Below are 26027 nucleotides of genomic sequence, written 5' to 3'. Positions count from 1 at the left end.
GCCAGGCTGCGTCGACAGAGAACGCAAGCATCAGATATGGCAGAATAGCTGTAACGAATCGAAGCAATCGTATCTCTGGATTTGCCATTATTGATGGCGTGGCTGGTGGCACGACCACTGGTCAAAGGGAAGTCTGGGCTGCTGTTTCGATCTCATAGAGCCAACTCTAGATCGAGCGTCGTAAGCCAGTATGACGACTGAAGCACTCACTTCTGTACCCGTCGTGCCAGAACCGCGGGACATATTATTCATCAGCAAGGCGACGCCAGGTGACGATGACTTCGCTCTGTGGCTTGCCCCTAGGTTAGAGGCAGCTGGCTATAAGGTATTCGCTGACTGCCTCGATCTGACGGGTGGTGACGTCTGGCGGAAGGTCGTCACCAGCACGTTGCAGGACAAGGCGATCAGGATGCTCCTGTGTTGCAGTGATGAGACGCTGGCACGTGACGGGGTTATTGAAGAAATCGACATTGGCATTCAGGTTTCCAAGGACATAAAGGAAGAGCGGTTCATTATCCCGCTTAAGCTAAAGCCATATAAAAAGTTCTTCGGCATCTCAAAGCTGAACTACATACCGTTCGATAAGAGTTGGGCAGATGGCCTTGATAGGTTGCTCGAGACCTTGAAGCGACACGGGATTAAACCCAATCCGGACGAGGTCCAGATTAATCCGAATTGGGAGCTGTATCGGAAGCGACTGTCGTTGAAGTTAGTGGACGAGCCGGAGCGACTGACGTCGAACTGGCTTCGAGTGGCGGAAGCGCCGGACGTAATCAGCTATTTCGAGCCGATTGGCTCAATCGATCGTGACCTTCTCTATTCCCACTGTGGGCGGTTGTCGTTCCCGAGCGAGCCCTGGGGACATGGTTTCTTTGCGTTAACCTCCCTGGAAGAGGTCAATCGAGCATTTACGGACCTCGTCAAGTTCAGGTTAGCGACCAGCATTGGCCTCGATCAATTCCGCGAGCATGGAAATGAGGCGCTCAGGATTCGACCTCAGGATGCCTCTAACAAGCTGGTGTCCATGCTTCGTAAGGCATGGATTATGATGTGTGAGGAAAAAGGCCTCGTGCGGTACGAATACTCTGGGAGTGTTGGATTCCATGTCGGCGAGGATCAAGCAGGCATTGGTCAGCAGATTTCGTGGGGGCGCCAAGGAGAACGGCGGCGCTCTATGTTGCGAAATGTTGCTCGCGGCCATGTGTGGCAGTATGGCGTAACGGCATTACCGAATTTTTGGCCATTTCCGCATTTCAAACTGAAATCGCGCGTCCTGTTCGCTCCATACATTGATGACAAGATGGGCGAGATTCTGGATGACGCCAAGAAGCAGCATCGACTACGACGGTCAGTCTGCAAGGGATGGCGGAATAAGCAATGGCACGGCCGGCTTCAGGCATTCCTGGAACTGATGTCAGGTGAATCGTCATACATCAGGATACCAGTCGGCGGAGACGCCTTCATCAAACTGGAAGCGTCGCCGATTTTGTTTACATCTCCAGTCAGCACGTTCCTGCCAAATGAGCAGGAGGATGATGCAGAGGAGGTTGATGAGTCGACCCTCGGTCGTCCAGATCCAGAAGAGGACGAAGAGTGATGGAATATCCCGAAAAGTCGCTACGGGTATTGCATATTCCGGAACCAGACTTGGAGTTCGGTTTTAGGCAAGAAACGACACACCCCAAGGACGGTTTGCATCTTTATGGGCCGCATAAGCGTCCAAAGCGATCGAAGGAGATTCGCCTTGGCGTCATAGGAACAACGAAGGGCATCGAGCATTTTCGTGAATGGTCGAAGAAGATACGGGGAATTATTTCGATCCCGCCACGAGGGATTCGTGACAAAGAAGACCGCCTTCATCTCGCGACTTTCCCGGGCCTAGAGGAAGCGCTCTCGATAACGTTCAGCGACGATGCGCTTGTGGTTCATACGATACCAGAAGATGCGATCGAGAAATCGACCCTGATAATCAATCATCATGAAGCCGTCAGTAAAACGGCGGGGCTGTATGCGAACAAAGCAAATTCTCATTTGGCGAACGACGAGCGCGTCGTTGATGTCTGGCTCCTGGTAATCCCAGAAATTATATTTGAGCGGTGCCGGCCGCAGTCGAAGCGGGCTGGTCTCTCATTGGTGCCGGGTGACTTCAAGAAGAAACAGAAGGCGCGCGTGGACATGCCGCTGCTGGCCGGCGTTATTGATGACTCTGCCGAGGATGTATTCGATGACGTCCCCGATTTTCACCGGCATATCAAGGCTAGCTTCTTGGGAATCGCTCCTACCCAGCTCCTACGCGAAACGACATTGGCGCCGGAAAAGTTTCTGAACGCCAAGGGCTACCCGATTCGTCGAACGCAGGATCAGGCGACGACTGCCTGGAATCTTGCGACGGGTCTTTACTATAAGACACAGTCCTCGCCGCCCTGGCGGTTGGCCAATATCCGTGAGGGAGTTTGCTATATCGGTTTGGTATTCAAGGATTTGCCAAACGATAAAAACAAGCACGCTTGTTGTGCCGCTCAGATGTTTCTTCGCGAGGGGGACGGTGTCGTTTTCCGCGGTGCTAATGGGCCTTGGAAGACTAGCGATTATGAACACCATCTCACGCGGAAAGAGGCTGCCAACCTGATTAAGATGGTGTTGGATACCTATTCGGAGGCTCATGGCGCGCCGAATGAGTTATTCATTCATGGTCGAACCAAGTTCAACGATGAGGAATGGTTTGCCTTTGAAAGCGCAGTCCCCAAGGAGACGAATATCGTCGGCGTTCGTATTACGACGACTAAGGGGGAGAGTAAGCTATTTCGAGATGGCGACTATCCTGTGCTGAGGGGAACGGCGCTAGTTCTAGATGAGAGGAACGCCCTGCTCTGGTCGACCGGTTATATTCCGCAGCTTGATACTTATATCGGCCCGGAAACCCCCAATCCGCTTTCGGTCACAATTCTGCGAAGCAAGGAGGGCCGGTTACCCAGCATCGACAAAGTGCTGGAGGACATACTCGGTCTGACAAAAATCAATTATAACTCATGCAACTTCAATGATGGCATGCCTGTGACGGTACGGTTTGCCAACATGGTTGGCGATATTCTGACAATGGGATCGGCAAAATCGGCGGGGAAGCAGCCGTTCAAGTTTTACATCTGATGTAATCAGGACGCCGGAGATGTCATGGGTAGCTGGACGATCCGCCCAGGCAGTTTGATTACGCAAACAAATTAAGTCGTTGAGGCGACTCAGAAATTCGATTCTTGCAATAAATGCAAGGATTTAGTATTATCAAGGCGACGGCGAGGCGCGGAAACGGCTCTAACGTTCCCGCGCCGCACCAGTCGCTTATCGACTATCTCATGTACCACCCCCCGGACACGGCTTTACGGCCTTATGCGGGTGGGTGAGCGAAGAGAGCTCAGGGGCCGGGCATTTCATGCTTCGGCCCCTTCCTCTTGCGCCGGTCGCTCATTCTCCGGCACGAAGTACCAGTCGAAGCCTTTGCGCTTCGACATATGGATTTGGCTCAGACGATAGAGCGTCATGCCCACCGTCTTTTCATGCATTTCCAGGCCATGATCGGCAGCAAGCCGATCGTTGATAGTCTTGGCACGCAGCGGCTGCGGGTAGGCAATAGCCAACATTTCCAGCACCAATTCGCGCACCGTCGCCTTCGGCTGGCCGGAAGCTGCTTGAGCAGCGGGCGCGGCGGCGACTGCTGGCGGCGGATCGTCGGATGCAGTGGAAAAATTTGCAGGTAACTGCACGCCGAAAAGGCGCGCTGCCGCTGCAGCATCCCTCAGCTGCGAAATGACGTCAGAGCGACGCTCACGCATCGTGGCGATCTGCTTCTCGACCCGCGCAAGCTCCTGAGTAAGGCCTTGATACTTACTCAGTACAGCGCTTGCCGCCGCCTTTTCCTGAAATTCCGACATGGGGAATGGCTCCAATTTTGGAGAGTATCGCACGCCATCCCATCAAAGTCAATCGTGGAGTGTAGTATACTCAATAATTGATTCCCCCTTTCGTTTTTTCGGCATAAAACGGATGGGATGGGGTCTAAAAAAAGTGAATTATTTCAAGTATATACAAGGATATGTTGGCCGCTGGATCATTGGCGGGCAAGAAGAGTCAATCAAAATGCTTGATAGATTTTGCCGACGGGTCTTGGCGGCGCATGCCCCGCTTCGCTGTGCCCGGCGTCGTTTTACTGCATTTTGTGGCGCTGGCTTCAGCACTGGGTTCGGAGCCTTAGGGAGGCGCGGTCAACGCCGGCTGGGTAAAGAAAGCCAGCCCCTTATGCAGCAAAAGTTGTCATTTGTGACAGGTTATGGCCCAAAATGACATTTTATGGGGCCATCGACAGCGGTCTACCAGGGCCGGCTGGCCAAATAATCGGAGAGGGTAGGGGATGGTGGGCCCGGCTGGACTTGAACCAGCAACCAGACCGTTATGAGCGGCCGGCTCTAACCAGTTGAGCTACAGGCCCACAAACCCCTAGGCGACTGTCCTTAAGAAAAGGCCCCGGTTTTGAGACCGGGGCCCTGATCTCCGTGCTCCGGATACGACTCAGGTATCCAGGAACGAACGCAATTTACGCGACCGGCTCGGGTGCTTCAACTTGCGCAGCGCCTTGGCTTCGATCTGGCGGATACGTTCGCGCGTGACCGAGAACTGCTGGCCGACCTCTTCCAACGTGTGATCGGTGTTCATGCCGATGCCGAAGCGCATGCGCAGCACGCGCTCCTCGCGCGGCGTCAGCGTCGCCAGCACCCGCGTGGTGGTTTCGCGCAGGTTGGAGTTGATCGCAGCATCCACCGGCAGCACGGCGTTCTTGTCTTCGATGAAGTCGCCCAGATGGCTGTCTTCCTCGTCGCCGATCGGCGTTTCGAGAGAGATCGGCTCCTTGGCGATCTTCAGCACCTTGCGCACCTTCTCCAGCGGCATGCCCAGCTTGGCGGCCAGCTCTTCCGGCGTCGGCTCGCGGCCGATCTCGTGCAGCATCTGGCGCGAGGTGCGCACCAGCTTGTTGATCGTCTCGATCATATGCACCGGGATACGGATGGTGCGGGCCTGGTCGGCGATCGAGCGGGTGATCGCCTGCCGGATCCACCAGGTGGCATAGGTCGAGAACTTGTAGCCGCGGCGGTATTCGAATTTATCGACCGCCTTCATCAGGCCGATATTGCCTTCCTGAATCAGATCGAGGAACTGCAGGCCGCGGTTGGTATATTTCTTGGCGATCGAGATGACGAGGCGCAGGTTGGCCTCCACCATTTCCTTCTTCGCCACGCTGGCTTCGCGCTCGCCTTCGCGCACCTGCTTGTAGATGCGCTTGAATTCCGAGATCGGCAGGCCGAATTCGGTTGCGATGGCGGCAACCTGCTCGCGGATCGGGGTGACATCCTTGACGGCGGCTTCGCCGAACTTGAGCCAGCCCTTGTGCGACTTCAGCTTGCCGACCTTGGCGAGCCACTTGGGGTCGAGTTCCTGGCCTTCATACTGCTTCAGGAATTCGTCGCGCGGAATCTTGTAGCTTTCGGCGGTGCGCAGCAGGCGGCCTTCCAGCATCATCAGCCGCTTGTTCAGGCCGTACATGTTTTCCACCAGCATCTCGATGCGGGTGTTGTTCAGATGCACGGACTCCATGAGATGAACCATCTCATGCTTCAGCTTGGCGTAGGTCTTGTCCTTCTTGGCATCCATATCGGCATGCACAAGGGCAGCCTGCAGCCGCTCTTCCTGGGTCTTCTGCAGCTTCTTGTAATGCTTGGCGATGGCATCGAAGGCTTCCAGCACCATCGGCTTGAGCTGGGCTTCCATTGCGGCCAGCGACAGGTTGGCCTCGTCTTCCTCGTCCAGCTCTTCGGGCGTGGTGACCACTTCGCCTTCGATGGTGGGGCCGTCGCTTTTCTTCTTTTCCGGTTTCGGCACGGTACCGGTTGCCTCGGCCAGAACCTTGGCCGACTTGGCATCCAGCTTGAGGTCCAGCTTCACCGGCAGCTTCGGCTCGACCATCTTGGGTTCGGCGCCGTCTTCCTCTTCGCCTTCCATGCCGGCAGCGGCGGCCTCTTCGGCACCGCCACCCAGCGTGGCTTCGAGATCGACCACGTCGCGCAGCAGGATCTTGCCGTCGACCAGATCGTCACGCCATTTCACGATGGCCTGAATGGTCAGCGGGCTTTCGCAGATCGCGCCGATCATCTTCTCGCGGCCGGCCTCGATCCGCTTGGCGATGGCGATTTCGCCCTCGCGCGACAGCAGTTCGACCGAGCCCATCTCGCGCAGATACATGCGCACCGGATCGTCGGTGCGGTCGACCTCGGCCTTGGCCGGCGCCGTGGCGGCGGCTTCGCCGTCGGCCTCGACTTCCTGCTCCGCCTCGTCCTTGTCGCCGGCGGCAGCAGTGCCGGCGTCGTCCTGCTCCTCGGACTCCACGATGGTGATGCCCATTTCGGACAGCATCGCCATGGTGTCTTCGATCTGCTCGGACGAGACATGCTCGGGCGGCAGCACGGCATTGATTTCGTCGTAGGTGACGTAGCCGCGCTCCTTGGCTTTCGCCAACATGCGCTTGATCGCCGCCATCGATGCGTCGATCAGGGGCGTGTCAACGGTCTCTTCCTTTTCAGGAGCTTCCGCAGTGTCAGGGGCAGCTGCTTGTTTCGCCATGCCGGTTCCTAACTGGTCCTATCTCTAAAAAACACAAAGCCGTCCGCCCAAAATCTGCCGGGAGGACGGCCTCAATCTGTATCCGATACCGAAACCAGGCTGCGTGCCGAGCCGACCTCTGCCTTGAGGGCGACGAAACGCTGCCATGCCTCGGGGTTGGTATTACTGGCCAATTCGGCCTCTGCCGCCGCCAGTTCCTGTTCCAGTTCCGCCAACCGGTAGCGCTGCACGGCCTGCCACCAACCTCGCTCGACCTTATCCGGCTCGGTATCGGGGCGCGCAAACGGCTCCAAAATCTTGCCGGCCTCGCCAGTTACGAGGTCGAGCGCGGGCCCGAGTCCTCGCTGCCTCAAATGGGCTGCAAAGGCCTCGCCGTCAAGACCCGGATGGCGGGATGCTTCTTCTAGAATCCGGCTCTTAAGGCTGTCAAGCGGCCCCGGGGGAAAGGCGAGGCCGGCAAAAGCCTCGCCATGCTCCTCTAAAAGCCAGGGATGCATCACCACGGCGGCCAGAAGGGCCTTTTCTGTTCTTTCCAGATTGCTGGCCATCGGGCCCTTGTCGCCCTCGGGCGGCCTGTTCCAGGCGCCAGGGCCGGTATAGGGCGGGCGGTTCCCCCCGGGCCGGTTGGGGGTCCAGGTGCGGGTCGGGGTGAACAGGGTCCGCAGCCGGCTGCGGAAATGGTCGCGATAATGGCCCTGAACGGCCGGATTCTTGATCTGGCGGGCCACCTCGAACAGGGCGGCCTCCAGCGCCGCCCGGCGCTCGGGGGTGTCCAGCGGCCGGCCCTCGGTCTCCTTGCGCCACAGGATGTCGGCCATCGGCAGGGCCGCCGCCAGCACCTCGTCCATGGCCTTGCGGCCCTGGCTGCGGACCAGATCATCCGGATCCTGGCCGCCGGGCAGGATGGCAAAACGGAAGGAATGGCCGGGCTCCAGCAGGGGCAGGGCCCGGTCGGCGGCACGCATGGCGGCCCGGATGCCGGCATTGTCGCCATCGAAACACAGGATCGGCTCGGCCGAGAGGCGCCAGAGCAGTGCGATCTGCTCCTCGGTGAGCGCGGTGCCCAGTGGGGCCACGGCATGGTCGATGCCGGCCTGGGCCAGCGCGATCACGTCCATATAGCCTTCCACCACGACAACGGTGCCGCTTTCGCGGGCGGCCTCGCGCGCGATCGCGTGGTTGTACAGATTGCGGCCCTTATGGAACAGCGGGGTTTCCGGCGAGTTGAGGTATTTCGCCGGCGCATCCGGGTCCATGGCGCGGCCGCCGAAGGCGATCACCCGGCCGCGGCGGTCGCCGATAGGAAACATCACGCGATGGCGGAAGCGGTCATAGCTCGGCCCGCCATCTTCGGGCTTGATCAGCAGACCGGATTCGATCAGCAGCGGTTCCGGGATGCCGCGCGCCAGCAGGGCTTCCTTCAGCGCCGTGCGGCTTTGCGGCGCATAGCCCATGCGGAAGCGCTCAACGGTTTCCGGCTTCAGGCCGCGTTTCTGGATATAGGCGCGCGCCTCATTGCCGACATTGCCCTGCAACTGCGCCTGGAACCACTTGGTGGCCTCTTCCATGGCCTTGCCCAGCGTGGCGACCTGGTCGGCCTTCTCGCGGTCTTCCGGCCGCACGCGCGGCACTTCAAGGCCGGCTTCCATGGCGAGCTGCTCGACCGCTTCTGGGAAGGCGAGGCCGCCATTGCGCATGGCAAAGCCGATCACGTCGCCATGGGCGCCGCAGCCGAAGCAATGGAAGAAGCCCTTGTCGTCGTTGACGGTGAAGGACGGCGACTTCTCGTTATGGAACGGACACAGGCCGGTGAATTCCCGACCGCGCTTGATCAGCCGCACCGAACGGCCGACCACGCCGGACAGCGGCACCCGGTTGCGGATCTCTTCCAGAAAGGAATCGGGAAACGCCATGCTACTCCCAGCAGGGCTTTCGGCCCCGGAAAACTGGCGACTCGGCCGACTCGGGGCCGATCAGCTTAACTGGCTTTTCAGGATAGCCGCTGCTTTGGCGGTGTCCATCTGGCCGGTGTATTTCGCCTTCAGAACAGCCATTGCCTTGCCCATGTCCTTGATGCCCTGGGCGCCGACCTCGGCAATCGCGGCCTTGGCCGCGGCCTCGATTTCGGCCTCGGACAGCTGCTTGGGCAGATAGCCCTCGATCACCGCGATTTCTTCCTTTTCCTGGGTCGCCAGATCCTGGCGGCCGCCCTGTTCGTAGAGCGTGATCGACTCGCGGCGCTGCTTCACCATGGTCTGCAGCAGGGCGAGGATGGCGTCGTCGGGGATGCCGGTGCGGTCGTCGCCGGAGGTGCGGGCAGCGATGTCGCGGTCCTTCAGGGCAGCCAGGATCAGGCGGAGCGTCGCCAGTCGGCGGGCATCCTTGGCCTTCATGGCGTCCTTGAGCGCCTGGTTGAGCGTCTCGCGCAGCATCGGTGGTCCCCCAGCGGTAACGGAATCGGAGCGGTTTTTGAAAGGCGCGCAGCATAGCCTAGACGCCTCGCGGGTGCAAAAGGAATAAATATATGATTTTGCTGGCCTTTTAACCTTTGGGCCGGGCTTGACGGGGGCGGTTGGTTTGGTATGTTCCGGCCTCGGTTGAAGCGGCGCCCGCCGCCGCCGCAATCATCGTGAATAGCTGTGCCGTACCACCGGATGCGCCCGCCTCCGGTGGCTTTTTGCGGCCTGATGCCTGCCCCGCCCGACCGAGTAATGGAGTTCCCCATGGCCGAGACACCGAAATACGCCGCCCCGCCCGGACCGGGCTATACCGGCGTCGTGGTGCTGGCCGATGGCAGCGTGTTCTGGGGGCATGGGCTGGGTGCCGAAGGCGATACCGTGGGCGAGGTCTGCTTCAACACCTCGATGACCGGCTACCAGGAAATCCTCACCGATCCCTCCTATGCCGGCCAGATCATCAGCTTCACCTTCCCCCATATCGGCAATGTCGGCACCAACACCGAAGACATCGAGACCCAGGGCATCGCCGCTCGCGGCCTGATCCTGCGCGCGCCGATCACCAGCCCGTCGAATTTCCGCAGCGCCACGCATCTGAGCGACTGGCTCAAGCTGCGCGCCCTCGTTGGCGTATCCGGCATCGACACGCGCGCCATGACGCGCCGCATCCGCGATCTCGGCGCGCCGAATGGCGTGCTGGCACATAACGCGGCCGGCAAGTTCGACCTCGCCGCGCTGCATGCCAAGGCCAAGGCCTGGCCGGGGCTGGAAGGCATGGACCTCGCCGCCGAAGTCAGCTGCCGCCAGACCTATGGCTGGGACGAGACGCGCTGGCAGCTCGGCAAGGGCTATGGCAAGCAGGAAAACCCGAAGTTCCATGTCGTGGCCATTGATTACGGCATCAAGCGCAACATCCTGCGCAATCTCGCCGATGTCGGCTGCAAGGTGACCGTCGTGCCGGGCAATGCCACGGCCGAGGATGTGCTACGCCACAAACCCGATGGTGTGTTCCTGTCCAATGGCCCGGGCGATCCGGCGGCCACCGGCGTCTATGCCGTGCCGACCATCAAGGCGCTGGTCGACAGCGGCAAGCCGGTGTTCGGTATCTGCCTCGGCCACCAGATGCTGGCGCTCGCGCTCGGCGGCAAGACCGGCAAGATGGATCGTGGGCATCGCGGCGCCAATCATCCGGTGAAGGATCTCGAGACCGGCAAGGTGGAGATCACCAGCCAGAATCACGGCTTCTGCGTGATCGAGGAAAGCCTGCCCAAGAATGTGGTGCGCACCCATGTGTCGCTGTTCGACGGTTCGAATGAAGGCATCAAGCTGACCGACAAGCCGGTCTTCTCGGTGCAGTATCATCCCGAAGCCTCGCCCGGCCCGCAGGACAGCCACTATCTGTTTGAACGCTTCGCGAAATTGATGGAGCAGAAGCGCGGTTGATCTTAACCGCCCGCTCCCTGGTGAATCATGCCCAAACGTACTGACATCAAAAGCATCCTGATCATCGGCGCCGGTCCCATCGTGATCGGTCAGGCCTGCGAATTCGATTACTCCGGCACGCAGGCCTGCAAGGCGCTGCGCGAGGAGGGCTATCGCGTCATCCTGATCAACTCCAACCCGGCCACGATCATGACCGATCCGGGCCTGGCGGATGCCACCTATATCGAGCCGATCACGCCCGAGATCGTCGCCAAGGTGATCGAGAAGGAGCGCCCCGATGCGCTGCTGCCCACCATGGGCGGCCAGACCGCGCTGAACACCGCGATGAAGCTGGACGAGCAGGGCGTGCTGAAGAAATTCGGCGTCCGGCTGATCGGTGCCAGCCGCGAAGCCATCGTGATGGCAGAGGACCGCGAGCAGTTCCGCCAGGCGATGAACCGCCTCAAGCTCGACATGCCGCGGTCGGGCACCGCCCATACGCTGGACGAAGCCCGCGCGCTGCTGCCCACCGTGGGTCTGCCAGCGGTCATCCGCCCGTCATTCACGCTGGCCGGCACCGGCGGCGGCATTGCCTATACGCGCGAGGAATTCGACGAGATCGTGACGCGCGGCCTTGATGCCTCGCCCACCACCGAAGTGCTGATCGATGAATCGGTGCTCGGCTGGAAGGAATACGAGATGGAGGTTGTCCGCGACAAAAAGGACAACTGCATCATCATCTGCTCGATCGAGAATATCGATCCGATGGGCGTGCATACCGGCGACAGCGTCACCGTGGCGCCGGCGCTCACGCTCACCGACAAGGAATACCAGATCATGCGCGACGCCTCGATGGCGGTGCTGCGCGAGATCGGCGTAGAGACCGGTGGCTCAAACGTGCAGTTTGCCGTCAATCCGGCCGATGGCCGCATGGTCGTGATCGAAATGAATCCGCGCGTGTCGCGCTCCTCGGCGCTGGCATCGAAGGCAACCGGCTTCCCGATTGCCAAGGTCGCCGCCAAGCTGGCCGTGGGCTACACGCTGGACGAACTGATGAACGACATCACCGGTGTGACGCCGGCGTCGTTCGAGCCGACGATCGACTACATCGTCACCAAGATGCCGCGCTTCACCTTCGAGAAGTTTCCCGGCACCGACCGCCTGCTGAACACCTCGATGAAATCGGTGGGTGAGGCGATGTCGATGGGCCGCAGCTTCCAGGAGAGCATCCAGAAGGTGCTGCGCTCGATGGAGACCGGCCTTAACGGCTTCAATGAAGTGGTGATTCCCAATGCCGATGAGCCCGATGGCAAGGAAGCCATCGTCTCCGCGCTGGCCAAGCCGACGCCGGATCGCCTGCTGGTGATCGCGCAGGCCTTCCGCCATGGCCTGAGCATTGCCGAGATCCATGCAGCCTGCAAATACGACCCCTGGTTCCTCGAGCAGATCGAAGAACTGGTGAAGACCGAAGAAGCGGTGCGCAAGAACGGGCTACCCAAGGATGCCGATGGCCTGCAGGCGCTGAAGCGCATGGGCTTCAGCGATGCGCGCCTGGCAGAACTCACCCGGGTCAAGGAAGCCGAGGTTTCGGCTGCGCGCCGCAAGCTGGGCGTCGTGCCAGTGTTCAAGCGCGTGGATACCTGTGCCGCGGAATTTGAAAGCCGCACGCCGTATATGTATTCGACCTATGAATTCGGCCCCAATGCCGAATGTGAGGCGCAGCCGCAGGACCGCACCAAGGTGATGATCCTGGGTGGCGGGCCGAACCGTATCGGACAGGGTATCGAATTCGACTATTGCTGCGTCCATGCCGCCTATGCGCTGAAGGAAGCCGGCTTCGAGACCATCATGGTCAACTGCAATCCGGAAACCGTGTCGACCGATTACGACACCTCAGATCGCCTGTATTTCGAGCCGCTGACGGTCGAAGACGTGCTCGAGATCGTGCGCATCGAGATGTCGAAGGGCAAGCTGCTCGGCGTGATCGTGCAGTTCGGCGGCCAGACGCCGCTGAAACTCGCCGCCGGCCTGGAAGCAGCGAAAGTGCCGATCCTCGGTACCTCGCCTGATGCCATCGATCTGGCCGAGGACCGCGAGCGGTTCCAGCAGCTGCTGCAGCAGCTCGGCCTCAAGCAGCCGGTCAATGGCATCGCGCGTTCCGAGGAAGAGGCGCGCGCCGTGGTGGCCAAGATCGGCTATCCCGTGGTGATCCGGCCGTCCTATGTGCTGGGCGGTCGTGCCATGGAAATCGTGCGCAGCAATGCGCAGCTCGAACGCTACATGACCGAAGCCGTGAAGGTGTCTGGCTCATCGCCGGTGCTGATCGACAGTTACCTGTCGGATGCCATCGAGGTGGATGTCGACTGCCTGGCCGATGCCGAGACGCAGTTCGTCGCCGGTGTCATGGAGCATATCGAGGAAGCCGGCATTCACTCGGGCGACAGCGCCTGCACCCTGCCGCCCTACAGCCTGGCGCCGGAGATCATCGAGGATATCAAGCGCCAGACCGAGGCCTTGGCCCGCGCGCTCAAGGTCGTCGGCCTGATGAACGTGCAGTATGCCGTCAAGGATGGCGTGGTTTATATCCTCGAGGTCAATCCGCGCGCCTCGCGCACGGTGCCCTTCGTGGCCAAAGCCATCGGCGTGCCGCTGGCCAAGATCGCCTCGCGTGTCATGGCCGGTGAAAAGCTCGCCAGCTTCAACCTGCATGAAAACAAGGTCGATCATATCGCGGTCAAGGAGGCGGTGTTCCCGTTTGCCCGCTTCCCCGGCGTCGACATCATCCTCGGCCCGGAAATGAAATCGACCGGCGAGGTCATGGGCATCGACCATGATTTCGGCACCGCCTTTGCCAAGGCACAGCTGGCTGCCGGCACCGTCCTGCCGCTGAAAGGCAGCGTCTTCATCTCGGTCCGCGATGGCGACAAGCCGGGCCTGGTGGATGCCGCCCGCCGGTTGGTGTCGATGGGCTTCGAGGTTGTGGCCACGGCCGGCACCGCCCGCTTCTTCGAGGAGCACGGCATTGCCGTGAAACGCGTCAACAAGGTGATGGAAGGCCGCCCGCATGTTGTTGATGCGATGAAGAATGGCGACATCAACCTGGTGTTCAATACCTCGGAAGGCTCGGCATCGATCCGCGACAGTTTCGACCTTCGTCGCACCGCCCTGATGAACAAGATCCCGTATTTCACCACCATTGCCGGGGCCAAGGCGGCCGTGCGGGCGATCGAGGCTTTGCGTTCAGGGAGCCTTGCGGTTACCCCCCTCCAGGCTTACTTTTGACGGTCTGACAGGAAGGCAATGATGCAAAAGATTCCGATGACCGCGACCGGTTACCAGCGTCTGGAAGCCGAGTTGAAGAACCTGAAGTCGGTCGAACGGCCGTCGGTGATCCGTGCGATCTCGGAAGCCCGCGAGCACGGCGATCTGTCCGAGAATGCCGAATATCATGCCGCGAAAGAACGTCAGGGCTGGATCGAGACGCGTATCCTCGAAGTTGAGGATAAGCTCAGCCGCGCTGAAGTGATCGACGTGTCCAAGCTGTCGGGCGACAAGGTCAAGTTCGGCGCGACCGTTGTGCTGGCCGACGAGGACACCGACGAGGAAAGCACCTATCAGATCGTCGGTGCTGATGAAGCCGATATCAAGGCCGGGCTGCTGTCGATCACGGCGCCGCTGGCCCGTGCCCTGGTCGGCAAGTCGGCTGGCGAGAATGTTGAAGTCTCGACGCCAGGTGGCGCCAAGGCTTACGAGATCGTATCGGTCGCCTTCAAGTAAGGTGGCTGAACGAGGGAGTCCGGATGGATCGCGCCACCCTCGACAAGCTGTATAACAATCGCGAGGCCGTTCCCACGCATCCGCAGGATATTGCGCGCTGGGCTACGGAAAGCGCGCGCGCGCGGGCTGAACTGCCCTGTCATGCCGATATTGCCTACGGTCCGCATCCGCGCGAAATCCTCGACCTGTTTACGCTTGCCGCACCCGGCGGTCCGTTACTGGTTTTTATCCATGGCGGCTACTGGCAGGCGATGAGCAAGGGTGAAGCCGCGCTGATCGCGCATGGCTTTGTCCGTGACGGCCTAGCCAATGTGGCGACGATCAATTATCCGATCGGCCCCGAAGCGGGGATGGACCAGATCGTGGCGTCGATCCGCCGCGCCTTGCTGTGGCTGTGGCATCACGCCCCGGCCTATGGGTATGACCGTGACCGCATCTATGTCAGCGGCCATTCTGCCGGCGGTCACCTGACACTGATGGCCATGCTGACCGATTGGCCGGCGCTGGACGCGGGCGCCCCTGCCGATCTGGTCAAGGGTGGCTTCTCGATCTCCGGCGTCTACGACCTGCGCCCGATCCGCCTGAGTTACCTGAACGACAAGCTGGGCATGGACGATGCCGTGGCGGCGCGCAATTCACCCCTGCTGCTGCTGCCTGCCAGCACATCCGGCCTGCCGCCGCTGACCTGTGCCGTGGGCGGCGCCGAAACCCCGGCCTTCCTGCAGCAGCAACACGATTTCGTTACTGCATGGAAAGCACGTGGCGGGCAGGTGACCGCCATCACGGCGCCGGATAAGCATCACTTCGATATTGTCGACCAGATGGCACAGCCTGGCGCGGTCCTGCAAACCGCCATGGCCGCAATGCTGCGCCGAGGGGGATGATGATGAGCGGATTGAAGCGCGTTCTTCTGGTTGACGACGACAAGACCCTGCAGGGTCTGCTGGCGGAGCAACTGGAAACCACCCGCGAGTTTTCCACGCTGTGCGTCAACGACGCAGCCGCAGCGCTGCAGGCGGCACCGAGCGAGCATTTCGACCTGGTTCTGCTGGATGTCGGCCTGCCCGACATGGATGGCCGTGACCTGTGTCGTGAGCTGCGGAATCTGGGCCTGCGCGCGCCGGTCATCATGCTGACCGCTGCCGATGGCGAGGCCGATACCATCATGGGCCTGGAAGCCGGCGCCAATGACTATGTCACCAAGCCGTTCAAGCTCGGTGTGCTGATGGCACGCATCCGCGCCCAGCTGCGCCAGTTCGAGCAGAGCGAGGATGCCGTTTTCACCATCGGCCCTTACAGTTTCCGGCCGGCCGGCAAGCTGCTGCTCGATAACGAGAAGGCCGGCAAGAAGGTGCGGTTGACCGAAAAGGAAACCGCGATCCTGAAATACCTGCTGCGGGCAGGCACCAAGCCGGTGCAGCGCGAAACCCTGCTGGCGGAAGTCTGGGGCTACAATGCCGGGGTCTCCACCCATACGCTGGAGACGCATATTTACCGTCTGCGGCAGAAGATCGAGCGTGATCCCAGCGCGGCCCGGCTGCTGATCACCGATCCGGGTGGCTACCGCCTCCAGCCCTGATTACGGCGATATACCTGATATCCACACAGTGACTATTGGCCGCTGAATTTCGGCGGGCGCTTTTCTGCCATGGCCGCACGGCCCTCCTGAAAGTCGGCGGTGCGGAAACTGCCAGCCGCGCGGTCGCGGGCCGCCCGTTCGTCAAACAGGCCGGCGGCGACCTCGTTCAGGCTTTGCTTCATGCCGCGCACAGCCTGCGGGGCCAGGGCCGTGAACGTGGCGGCCAGGGCCTGTGCCCGTTCGGCCAGGGCATCCGGTTTCACCAGCCAATCAAGAAAGCCGGTGCGCAGCATCTCGGCATCGTCGAAGGTTTCGGTGGCCAGGAACAATCGCTTGGCCGGGCCCAGTCCCAGCCGGGTGACAGCGCGTTTCAGACCATGCGGATGGTACTGGATGCCAAGCTTGGCTGGCGGGATGAAGCATCGGATGCCATTTACGCCCAGCCGGAAATCGCAGGCCAGTGCCAGATCGGTGCCACCGCCATACACACCGCCCTGCAGCACGCAGAGCGTCGGGAAGGGCAGGTTTTCCAGCCGGTCGGCAACACGCTCCAGCGGGTTGTCGCGCCAGTCATGGCCGCTGACGGCCCCAAAATCGACCCCGGCGCAGAAGCTTTTGCCCTGGGCGCAGAGCAGAAGTGTGCGGATATCGGACCGGGCGGCCAGTCCGATCAGGGCCGCATCCAGGGCCTCAAGGTCAGCGATTTCAAGGGCATTGTGCTTTTCGGGCCGGCAAAATGTGATGGTCGCCAAAGAACCTTGGATTTCGGCAAGAAATACTTGAGACATCCCTCGGTCCGCCCTTAATCTTCTCCATGACAGATTTCCGCACAGACCTAGCCAGCCGGCAAGGCTCAGTCGGCACAGAAGGCACTCCATCCCTCGACGCTGACGGGAAAAAGGAGGCCACGGTGGGGGTTGAAGATTTTTACGTCCGCTTCTGGGGCGTGCGCGGCAGCATTGCCGTCGGCTCGCCGGAAGTGATGCGCTATGGCGGTAACACTTCGGCAATCGAGGTGCGCTGTGGCTCGCATCTGCTGATCTTCGACACCGGCACCGGCGTGCGCGCGCTCGGCATCGCTTTGAGTGAGCAGAAGCAGCCGATCGATGCAGACGTATTCTTCACCCACACCCATTACGACCATGTCTGCGGCCTGCCGCATTTCTGCCCGGCCTTCGATCCGCGCAACACACTGCGCATCCATGCCGGCCATGTTACCGATAACGGTGGCATCAAGGGCGTGCTGAAACAGATGATGTGCTCGCCGCTGTTCCCGGTGCCGCTGGAAATTTTCCAGGCCAATCTGAGCTTCCATGATTTCGATCAGGGTGCCGTGCTGCACCCGCATCCGGGTGTCACCGTGCGGACCGGGCCATTGAGTCATCCCGATCTCGCCACCGGTTATCGCGTCGAATTCCAGGGCAAGTCGATCTGCTACCTGACCGATACCGAGCACCCGGCAGTAGGCCATGACGAGAATATTCTCAAGCTGATCCATGGCGCCGATATCGTGATCTACGACTCCATGTATACCGATGAGGAATATGTCTGCCGCAAGGGCTGGGGCCATTCCACCTGGCAGGCTGGTGCACAACTGTGCGATGCCGCCGGGGTGAAGACCTTCGTGGTCTTCCACCACGACCCCGAGCATGACGATGCCTTCATGGACAAGGTCGCTGCCGATGTCGAGCAAGCGCGCCCGGGCTCTGTCGTGGCCCGCGAGGGCCTGGTCCTGCGGCCGTAATGTCCGGGATCAAACACTGGCGGCGGCTCCGCATGGGGCTGCAGACATTGCTGGGCCCGGTGGTTGGCTTGCGTCGCCAGGGTTTTTTCATCCCTTACCGCTATGCCGATAGTGTTGCCGTAACACAGCCGGTCTACACACAGCTGGCGGAAAGGTTTGCGGCGGCCGAGCCGGTTTTCCTCGATCTGCTGCGCGGTGCCGACGACTATGCCGAGGCACTGCAAGCTATCGCTGGCGAGAAGGGTGTCTCACCTGCGCCGAAATTCGAGCAGAGCTGGTTCCCGACCCTGGATGCCGTGGTGGCCTATACGCTGGTGCGGCAATACGGGCCGCGCCGGATTGTCGAGATCGGTTCGGGTCACTCCACCCGTTTTCTGGCCCGTGCCGTCAAAGATGCCGGCCTGCCGACCGAGATCACGGCCATCGATCCGCAGCCGCGCGCAGCCCTCACCGGCCTGCCGGTCACGTTCCATCCCGCCATCGTGCAGACCGCCGATCCGGCGATCTTCAAGGCGCTGCAGCCGGGCGATATCCTGTTCATCGATTCCAGCCATATCCTGATGCCGGGCACCGATGTCGACTGGCTGTTCAATCGCGTTTTACCGGCCCTGCCTCATGGCGTGCTGGTGCATATCCACGACATCTTCCTGCCGGATGACTACCCGCCTGACTGGGCCTGGCGCGGCTATAACGAGCAGCAGGCGATCGGGCCGTTGCTGGCCGGTGGCTTTACGCCCCTGTTCTCCAGCCACTATGCCCTGACACGGCTGGCGCGCGCGGTCAGCGCCAGCATCATCGGGCGCCTGCCGCATGTGGCCGAGGCAAAGCCGGCCAGCCTGTGGCTGGTGAAACCGAGCTGACAGCCCGGCCTAGCGATAGGGATCGGCGGCGTCGCGCAGACCGTCGCCAAAGAAGTTGAAGGCCAGCACCACCACGATCACCGGGATCGCTGGCGCCATCAGCCAGGGATAGAGCGCCACCACGTTGATATTCTGCGCCTCGTTCAGCAGCACGCCCCAGGAGGTGATCGGCGGGCGCAGGCCCAGTCCCAGGAAGGATAGCGCGGTCTCGCCCAGGATCATGGACGGGATCGACAGTGTGGCCGAAGCGATCAGATGACTCATGAAGCTGGGCAACAGATGGCGGCCGATGATGCGGCTGGGCGAAGCGCCCATCAGCTGTGCCGCTGTAGCGAAATCCTCCTCGCGAAGCGCCAGCAGTTTGGAGCGCACCGCACGGGCCAGACCGGGCCAGTCGAGCAGGCCGAGAATGATGGTGATGCCGAAATAGACCAGGATCGGCGACCAGGTGACCGGCAGGGCGGCCGACAGCGCCATCCACAGCGGCAGTTCCGGTAGACTTCGGATCAACTCGATCATGCGCTGGATCAGGCTGTCGATCCAGCCGCCGTAATAGCCGGATATGCCGCCCAGCACGATGCCGATGATAAAGCTGATGGCGATGCCGATCAGTCCGACCGTCAACGAGATGCGGGTGCCGAAAACAATGCGCGAGAAGATGTCGCGCCCGAGGCGGTCGGTTCCAAGCAGGTAGAAGTCGCCGCCTTCGGCCGGACAGACCAGATGGAAACGCATCGGAATCAGGTTCATGTATTCGTATTCATCGCCCTGACAGAAGAAGCGCAGCTTCTGTACCTTGCTAAGATCGGGCGCATATTCGCGTTTTAGCGTTTCCGTGTTCATACGGAAGCGCAGGCCATAGACAAACGGGCCGACGAACTGACCGTCATGGAACAGGTGAATCTCGTGCGGCGGGGCATAGATGCCGCGCGGATTGCGGGTCTGCAGGTTGTAGGGCGCAATGAATTCCGAAAACAGCGTGGAGGCGTAGATCAGCAGCAGGATGATGCCGCTCCACAGTCCGAGGCGGTGGCGCCGGAATTTCCACCACATCATCCGCCACTGCGAGGCGCGATAATACTGCTCCTGCCCGGGTGTCAGGGCTTCGATCGAATAGGGGTCGAACGGGGCCGGGTTGACCCAATGTTCGGCTCCGGGCCCGGCCTTGGCCGGCTTTATCGGTTGATCGTCGCGCATGCTATTTGGCCTGGCCACCAGTGAGGCGGATGCGTGGGTCCAGCAGCGCCAGCAGAATGTCGGAGATCAGCATCCCAACCACGGTCAGCAGGGCGAGGAACATCAGGAACGAGCCGGCCAGATACTGGTCCAGCGACTGCAATGCGCCGAGCAGCATCGGTCCCGCCGTCGGCAGGCTCATCACCACCGACACGATCACCGAGCCGGAAACCACCGAGGGCAGCAGATTGCCGATATCGGCGATGAAGGGGTTGAGCGCCATGCGGATCGGATACTTGATCAGCAGCCGCAATGGCGGCAGCCCCTTGGCGCGTGCCGTGGTCACATATTGCTTCTGCAGCTCATCCAGCAGATTGGCGCGCAGGCGCCGGATCATCGACGCGGTGCCCGAGGTGCCGATCACAATCACCGGCACGATCATGTGGATGATCAGCGATTGTATCTTTTCCCAGCCCCAGGGCGCATCGATCAGCTCTGGGTCGACCAGGCCGCCGATGCTGACGCCGAACCAGACATTGGCATAGTACAGCATCACCAGCGCCAGCAGGAAGTTTGGCGTCGCCAGGCCGATATAGCCGAACAGGGTGAAGCCGTAGTCGCCCCAGGAGTACTGGCGGGTCGCCGAATAGATGCCGATCGGGAAGGCGACGATATAGATGAACAGGATGGTGAAGAAATTGATCACCGCGGTCATCAGCAGGCGGTCGCCAATCAGTTCGCCCACCGGGCGATTGTATTCGAATGACCAGCCCCAATCCCCCTGCAGCAGGCCGGAGAAACCGTTGGGGCCGGGAATGAAGCCCATCCAGATGCCGTATTGCTCCAGGATCGAGCGGTCCAGCGCATACTGGCTACGCAGGAATTCCGCGCGTTCCATGGCACTGGTCTCGCCCTGCGCGCGCAGCTCGGCGATCTGGTTGGTCAGGTAGTCGCCGGGCGGCAGCTTGATGATCAGGAAGATCAACAGGCTGATGATCAGCAGTGTCGGAATCATCAGCAGCGTGCGGCGCGCAAGGTAAGTCAGCATGTTTTTGTGCGCTTACTGGCCAAACCAGAAGGTCTCTGGGCGATACAGGCCGACAAACGCGCCCGGGTCCCAGTTGAAAACACCTTCCTTGGGAATGTTGTGGAGTTTTTTGTTCGCCACGATCGGCTGGAACACGCCGGTTACCACGCCAATCGTGAAGGTTTGCTCGGCATGGATGGACAGCATGCGATGCCAGATGCGGGCGCGCTCGGCGCGATCGCCGGTATCCAGCCAGGCCTGATAGAGGTCGAACAATTCCTGCACCAGCGGCATATCGATCGGCTCGCCCGATTTCTGCCCGGTCTCGAACCACTGGCCCCATTTCGGCCACTGCAGGCCATATTGCGAGGTCGGGGCCAGTTCGTTCGGCTTCATGTCTGCCGTCGGCAGGCCATTCTCCATGCCGGCCCAGACCGACATCATCGCCTCGCCTGAGAATATGCGATTGCGCACCACATCGCGCTGGCTCGGCTTGGCAAACAGCTTGATGCCGATCTTGGCCCAGTTCTCGCCGATCAGCTCCAGTACGTCGGTCTGCTCGGTGTCTTCGCCGGCGGTCTCGACGATGATTTCCGCCGGCCGGCCGTCAGGCAGCAGGCGGATGCCGTTACCGTCACGCTTGGTCAGGCCGATCTGGTCGAGCAGGCGGTTGGCCGTGGCGACATCCAGCTGCGCATTGGTGCTCTTGTACTCCGGTTTGAACAGCGGGCTGTCGGGCATCACGGTGTTGTTCGACTCGATCGCCAAACCGAAGAACAGCGATTCATTGATGGCCTGCCGGTCGATGCCCAGCGACAGCGCATGGCGGAAACGTGCATCGCGCATCAGTTTGCGCCAGGTTTCGTCATTGCTGTTCAGGTTCGGATACAGCGCAATATGCGACCCCTTTGCGGTGCGCCACAGCAGGGTCTTGTAGCCGGCGCGCTTCTCGTTTTCCTTCAGGAAGGTGAAGTTGCTGAAGTTGATGTTGCGGAACTGCAGGTCGGCCTCGCCGGCGCCGGCCTTGGCCGGGATCAGCTTGCCATCCGCTTGTGTAAAGATGATGCGGTCAAGATAGGGCAGCTGGCGGCCATTGCTGTCGATGCGGTGGAAATAGGGATTGCGGGCTGCAACGAAACGCACTGCCGGCGGCTTGGTGGTCATCGTCCAGGGGTCAAGGCCGGGAAGGTCGGGATTGTCACCTTCCACCATGTTGTCCAGCCGGCCATGCAGGGCAGCCCAGTTCGGGCGCTTGTCGGCAGCGGCCAGCGCAGCCAGTTTCTGCGGATCGGCGTAGCGGGCATGGAACTGCTTCAGATAATGCGCCGGCCGATAGAGGTTGAAAGCCGAGGTGCCGGCGATGCGCGGCAGGAAAGCCGGGTTACGTTTGGACCAGCTGAAACGCACCGTGGTTGCGTCGAGGATTTCGACCTTGGGCTTTTCGCCGTCGACCAGCAGATCCTGCATCGGCCCCGACGGATTCAGTTCCCTGTTGTTGGCGACGTCTTCCCAGTAATAACGGAAATCTTCGGTGGTGAAGGGATGGCCGTCCGACCAGCGATGGCCCTTGCGCAGATAGAAGGTGAAAACGCGCTCGTCCTCGATCTCGAACTTTTCCAGCAGGTCGGGAACGTATTCGTATTTCTCGTTATAGGTGATCAGCCGGGTATAGCCGATCACATTGAGCAGGCGGGTTTCGCGGGCGCGGCTGATCATGCTGCGCAGGTCGCCACCATGTTTGCCGGCTTCCTGCGGGGCTTTCAGCGTGACGATCAGTGGTTGTTCGGGTATCCGCTGGGCAATCGGCGGGATTTTGCCGGCGCTGACTTCTGCCGCCAGCATCGGGGTTTCCTGCAGGTCCGGTATCTGCGCCTGCGCCACGGTGCAGGTGAGGGTGAGAGCGAGAAGCCCGGCGGCAAGGCTGGATATCGTTTTCATGCTACAAGATCCCGGAAATCGGCGCTGGCGTCAGCGCGCACGAAATGGCCCTGGCCGACATCGACCATACGTGGATGTGTGGTGCTGTCGATGGTGAAGGGGCGCGGCCAGGCGGCCGGCTTGGATGCCTTGCCCTCCATCAGCAGATGCAGGTCGAGGCGGCTGTTCGGATCTGGCTTGGGCACCGCGGCCAGCAGTGCCTTGGTGTAGGGATGCACCGGATTGTTGAATAGCTGCTCGCGCGGCGCCAGTTCCACCAGACGGCCGGCGCACATCACGGCGATACGGTCGGCTATATAGTCGACCACGGCGAGGTTATGCGAGATGAACAGGTAGGTGAGGCCGAGTTCGGCCTTGAGGTCTTTCAGCAGGTTCAGGATCTGCGCCTGGATCGAAACATCGAGCGCCGATACCGGCTCATCGCAGATCAGCAGTTCAGGCTGCAGGGCCAGGGCGCGGGCGATGCCGATGCGCTGGCGTTGTCCGCCGGAGAATGAATGCGGATAGCGGCGCAGGAAGCGCGGGTCGAGGCCGACCAGCGACATCAGCTCCTTGACGCGCTGGAAGCGTTCTTCCTCGTCGCCGATCTTGTGAATGACCAGCGGCTCGGAAACGATATCGAATACCGTCATGCGCGGATTGAGCGAGGAAAACGGGTCCTGGAAAATGAACTGCACCTGGCGGCGGTAGTTGAACAGCGCCTCGTCTTCCAGCTGCAGCACATCCGCGCCATTGAAACGGATGCTGCCGCTGTCGGGTTTGATCGCGCGCAGGATCAGTTTGCTGGCGGTTGTCTTGCCACAGCCGGACTCACCGACCAGACCGAGGCATTCACCGCGCTGCACCGTGAAGCTGACATCATCCACGGCCAGCGCCGTTGCCGCAGGCCCGGGCCGGAACAGGCCGCCCTTGCGCAGGGTGAAGCTTTTGCTGACATGCTCGACTTCCAGCAGCGGCTCTCCACGCTTGCTCGCATCTGCCGGTTTGCCGCTGCGCAGGAGGGCTCCGACTTCGCCCTTGATCTCGCGGAGCGGCACCAGCCGTTCGCCCGGCTTCATGTTGAAGCGCGGCACGGCATTCAGCAGGGCTTTCAGATAGGGATGCTGCGGGTTGCCGAAGATATCCTGCAGGCCGCCGCGCTCCATGGCCTGACCGTGATACATCACCACGATCTCGTCAGCCATGTTGGCCACCACGCCCAGATCATGCGTGATCATCAGCACAGCCATGCCGAGTTCAGACTGCAGGTCTTTCAGGAGCTTGAGGATCTGCGCCTGGATGGTCACGTCCAGTGCCGTGGTCGGCTCGTCGGCCACCAGCAGGGCAGGGCGGCAGACTAGGGCCATGGCGATCATGGCGCGCTGGCGCAGGCCGCCCGAAAGTTCAAAGGCGTAGGTGCGCAGGGCGCGCTGCGGATCGGGGAAGCCGACCAGCCGCAGCATGTCTATGGTCAGTTCGCGCGCTTCGGTCTCGCCGGCCTTGCGATGCAGCCGCAGGGCCTCGGTGATCTGGTCGCCGATGGTGTGCAGCGGACTCAGCGAGGTCATCGGCTCCTGGAAGATGATCGAGATACGACCGCCCTGCAGTTGACGCATGGCACTTCCGCCGCGCGGCAGTTCAGCGATGTTGGTGGTCTGGCCCGGCAGCTGCGGATCGTGGAACAGGATTTCGCCGCCGGCGATGCGGGCCATGCGCGGCAGGATGCCCATGATCGCCTGGCTGACCACGGATTTACCCGAGCCCGACTCACCGACCAATGCAACTGTGCCGCCCTGGGGGATGTTGAAGCTGATACCGTTGACGGCGCGGACGATCCCCTCCGGCAGATCGAACTGGACCTGCAGATTCTTGACCTCAAGCACGTTGCGGTTCAGCTCCGGATTGCTCACGGCTGGTATCCCCGGTGACTCTCATTCACGTTGTGCAGGCGCGTGGCATTCAGGCGGGAGGCTTCACTGATGGCAATGCCATTATGCTCGGCCGCAGCGAAGGCCTGCTCGACCAAGGATGGAAAACCAATCAAATCACTGTCGGCCCGCAAAGTTCCCCCATCTGCCTCGATCGTTAACTGCAGCCAGCCCTCGCTGCGGTCGCGGCGGGTGGAATAATAGCGCAGATTGACGGCCCTGATCCCGGACCATCGCAACGCCAAAGTCCTACCCAACCCCCATCGGCCCAGCCCGGGGCGGTTAAACCACCGGCTGCGCCGGACCACCCCGGACGCGTCGAGTTCGATCTCGATCTGCTGACGCCATAACGTGACGGCGCCAAGCCAGGCGAGCAACAGGCTCAACCCGACCAGCAGGGCAAAAATGACAGATTGCAGGGCGGTGAACAACACTAGTCCCAGACAGATGGCGAGGCCGACAGCCGCCCGCAGGTAGTCCGGCCAGAGACGGGCGAGGGGGTAATACAGCCGGGTCATGACGTCGGCGTGACAGCCGGAGGCGCGCCAATCTGCAAGGCGACAGCCGGATCGAGCCACCGCACTGCGGTATGCCGTTTTGTCGTCGCCAGAAAGACATCCGTGAAGTCCCAGATTGTCTCGTCATGGCGCAGGTGGTGGGTCAGCAGGCCAACGGGCTGCACCGGGTGTTCGCCCTGTCGCATGGCACGCAAAAGCGCGCTGGCAGCGGCCAGACTGCGCATGGCGGCGCCGGAATTGTCCGTGCCGTGCCAGTCGATCGGATCCACATGGGTGTTGAGCCAGGCCAGGCCGGGCGCAGCCCAGTAGGCCTTGCGCGGCGTGAAGCCGGAGGCGGCTGTGTAGCCCAGGCGAGGCATCTCGGGCAGGCAATCGGCGGCCAGCCGGTTCCAGGGCGGCACGAAGATTGGCTGGAACTGCCGGCCGAAATGCTGCCGCATCAGCACCTGCCCGGCCTGCAGGTCGGACAGGCGGTCAGCCAGCGGGCGACTGGCCGGAAATTCGCATTTCTTTTCGGTCAAACCGGCGTGATTGTGGTGTGCATATCCATGCTGCAGTGCAGCAACGCCATTGTGACCGGCCAGCCGGTCAGTCAGGCTGGCCTGGACCCTTGCCGGAATGATGGCCAGCGCCAGCGGAGCGCCGCTGGCGACCTGTAACGCCAGCAGCCGGTCGAGCGCCGGCGAGGCCTCAACGGCATCGTCATCGCGCCACCAGAAATAGGCTATACGGCCCTGGGCTGCCCAGAGGTCAAGTTCTGCCGTCAGGGCCTGCCAGGCGGCTGCGGTCATGGTCTGGCCTCCACCAGTTCGCGCACCCGGCGGGCTGTGTCCTCGGCACCATCCAGCCGAATGGTGCGCGGGTCGGGTTTGGGCATGGTCAGGGCCCGGTCGATGGCCCGGGCCAGGGTTTCGGGGCTGGCATCCTGTTCGGACAGGATCTGCAGCAGGCCACGCTGGG

The 26027-nt window shown here is 61.4% G+C and carries 20 protein-coding genes and 1 tRNA gene; 9 read left to right on the top strand and 12 right to left on the bottom strand.

The genetic code is table 11. From position 1 onward, the window contains the following. The first annotated feature begins 190 nt into the window (after positions 1–190). Positions 191–1597, top strand: a complete 1407-nt coding sequence (locus AAG821_RS04930) for a toll/interleukin-1 receptor domain-containing protein (RefSeq protein WP_341914042.1) — start codon at positions 191–193, stop codon at positions 1595–1597. After that, positions 1597–3147, top strand: a complete 1551-nt coding sequence (locus AAG821_RS04925; RefSeq protein WP_341914044.1) for a hypothetical protein — start codon at positions 1597–1599, stop codon at positions 3145–3147. Before AAG821_RS04930 ends, AAG821_RS04925 begins: the two co-directional genes overlap by 1 nt. 278 nt (positions 3148–3425) lie before the next feature. Here the strand turns inward: AAG821_RS04925 and AAG821_RS04920 are convergent, their stop codons facing one another. From AAG821_RS04920 to AAG821_RS04900, 5 genes are all read right to left on the bottom strand, one after another. Beyond that, entirely contained in the window at positions 3426–3926 is a 501-nt protein-coding gene (locus tag AAG821_RS04920) for a hypothetical protein (protein ID WP_341914046.1), read from the bottom strand. Between the two features lie 477 nt (positions 3927–4403). After that, a tRNA-Ile gene (locus AAG821_RS04915) sits at positions 4404–4480 on the bottom strand. An 80-nt stretch (positions 4481–4560) separates the two neighbouring features. Further along, on the bottom strand, positions 4561–6663 hold the full coding sequence (gene rpoD, locus AAG821_RS04910) for an RNA polymerase sigma factor RpoD (protein WP_341914047.1): 2103 nt from the start codon (positions 6661–6663) through the stop codon (positions 4561–4563). Positions 6664–6734: 71 nt separating this feature from the next. Next, the gene (dnaG, locus tag AAG821_RS04905) at positions 6735–8576 is read right to left on the bottom strand and encodes a DNA primase (RefSeq protein WP_341914049.1); all 1842 of its coding nucleotides are present in this window, start codon (positions 8574–8576) and stop codon (positions 6735–6737) included. Positions 8577–8636: 60 nt separating this feature from the next. Further along, the gene (locus tag AAG821_RS04900; protein WP_341914051.1) at positions 8637–9095 is read right to left on the bottom strand and encodes a GatB/YqeY domain-containing protein; all 459 of its coding nucleotides are present in this window, start codon (positions 9093–9095) and stop codon (positions 8637–8639) included. 291 nt (positions 9096–9386) lie between these two features. On the opposite strand from AAG821_RS04900, the gene carA reads away from it, so the two are divergent. The 5 genes from carA to AAG821_RS04875 are packed head-to-tail and all read left to right on the top strand — an operon-like array spanning position 9387 to position 15897. Continuing rightward, positions 9387–10562 (top strand): glutamine-hydrolyzing carbamoyl-phosphate synthase small subunit, encoded by a 1176-nt coding sequence (gene carA, locus AAG821_RS04895; protein ID WP_341914053.1) that lies wholly within the window; start codon positions 9387–9389, stop codon positions 10560–10562. 27 nt (positions 10563–10589) lie between these two features. Beyond that, a complete protein-coding gene (carB, locus tag AAG821_RS04890; protein ID WP_341914055.1) occupies positions 10590–13823 on the top strand; it encodes a carbamoyl-phosphate synthase large subunit in 3234 nt (1077 codons plus the stop codon). A gap of 21 nt (positions 13824–13844) precedes the next feature. Further along, positions 13845–14318: a transcription elongation factor GreA gene (greA, locus tag AAG821_RS04885; RefSeq protein ID WP_341894804.1), complete on the top strand. Its 474-nt coding sequence runs from the start codon at positions 13845–13847 to the stop codon at positions 14316–14318. Between the two features lie 23 nt (positions 14319–14341). Then, positions 14342–15202 (top strand): alpha/beta hydrolase, encoded by an 861-nt coding sequence (locus tag AAG821_RS04880; RefSeq protein WP_341914056.1) that lies wholly within the window; start codon positions 14342–14344, stop codon positions 15200–15202. A 2-nt stretch (positions 15203–15204) separates the two neighbouring features. After that, positions 15205–15897 (top strand): response regulator transcription factor, encoded by a 693-nt coding sequence (locus AAG821_RS04875; protein WP_341914057.1) that lies wholly within the window; start codon positions 15205–15207, stop codon positions 15895–15897. Positions 15898–15929: 32 nt separating this feature from the next. Here the strand turns inward: AAG821_RS04875 and AAG821_RS04870 are convergent, their stop codons facing one another. Next, a complete protein-coding gene (locus AAG821_RS04870) occupies positions 15930–16685 on the bottom strand; it encodes an enoyl-CoA hydratase/isomerase family protein (protein WP_341916219.1) in 756 nt (251 codons plus the stop codon). Positions 16686–16807: 122 nt separating this feature from the next. On the opposite strand from AAG821_RS04870, the gene AAG821_RS04865 reads away from it, so the two are divergent. Both AAG821_RS04865 and AAG821_RS04860 read left to right on the top strand, forming a co-directional pair. After that, entirely contained in the window at positions 16808–17641 is an 834-nt protein-coding gene (locus AAG821_RS04865; RefSeq protein ID WP_341914061.1) for an MBL fold metallo-hydrolase, read from the top strand. A 32-nt stretch (positions 17642–17673) separates the two neighbouring features. Continuing rightward, positions 17674–18501 (top strand): class I SAM-dependent methyltransferase, encoded by an 828-nt coding sequence (locus AAG821_RS04860; protein ID WP_341914063.1) that lies wholly within the window; start codon positions 17674–17676, stop codon positions 18499–18501. Positions 18502–18510: 9 nt separating this feature from the next. Here the strand turns inward: AAG821_RS04860 and AAG821_RS04855 are convergent, their stop codons facing one another. Genes AAG821_RS04855 through AAG821_RS04830 form a run of 6 tightly spaced genes read right to left on the bottom strand, consistent with a single transcriptional unit; the run spans position 18511 to position 25858 of the window. Then, positions 18511–19698, bottom strand: a complete 1188-nt coding sequence (locus AAG821_RS04855) for an ABC transporter permease (protein ID WP_341914065.1) — start codon at positions 19696–19698, stop codon at positions 18511–18513. A gap of 1 nt (position 19699) precedes the next feature. After that, positions 19700–20725, bottom strand: a complete 1026-nt coding sequence (locus tag AAG821_RS04850) for an ABC transporter permease (RefSeq protein WP_341914066.1) — start codon at positions 20723–20725, stop codon at positions 19700–19702. A 12-nt stretch (positions 20726–20737) separates the two neighbouring features. Beyond that, positions 20738–22642, bottom strand: coding sequence for an ABC transporter substrate-binding protein (locus AAG821_RS04845; RefSeq protein ID WP_341914068.1), 1905 nt, complete (start codon positions 22640–22642; stop codon positions 20738–20740). Then, positions 22639–24531, bottom strand: a complete 1893-nt coding sequence (locus tag AAG821_RS04840) for an ABC transporter ATP-binding protein (RefSeq protein WP_341914069.1) — start codon at positions 24529–24531, stop codon at positions 22639–22641. Before AAG821_RS04840 ends, AAG821_RS04845 begins: the two co-directional genes overlap by 4 nt. Continuing rightward, positions 24528–25067: a hypothetical protein gene (locus AAG821_RS04835; RefSeq protein WP_341914072.1), complete on the bottom strand. Its 540-nt coding sequence runs from the start codon at positions 25065–25067 to the stop codon at positions 24528–24530. The genes AAG821_RS04840 and AAG821_RS04835 overlap by 4 nt, the downstream gene beginning before the upstream one ends. After that, positions 25064–25858, bottom strand: a complete 795-nt coding sequence (locus AAG821_RS04830) for a polysaccharide deacetylase family protein (protein ID WP_341914074.1) — start codon at positions 25856–25858, stop codon at positions 25064–25066. Before AAG821_RS04830 ends, AAG821_RS04835 begins: the two co-directional genes overlap by 4 nt. Between the last annotated feature and the right edge of the window lie 169 nt (positions 25859–26027).

Origin of the sequence: Ferrovibrio terrae (genome assembly GCF_943372915.1) — a bacterium.
GTDB classification, from domain to species: domain Bacteria; phylum Pseudomonadota; class Alphaproteobacteria; order Ferrovibrionales; family Ferrovibrionaceae; genus Ferrovibrio; species Ferrovibrio terrae_A.
This window is presented reverse-complemented; position numbering and strand designations above follow the sequence as displayed.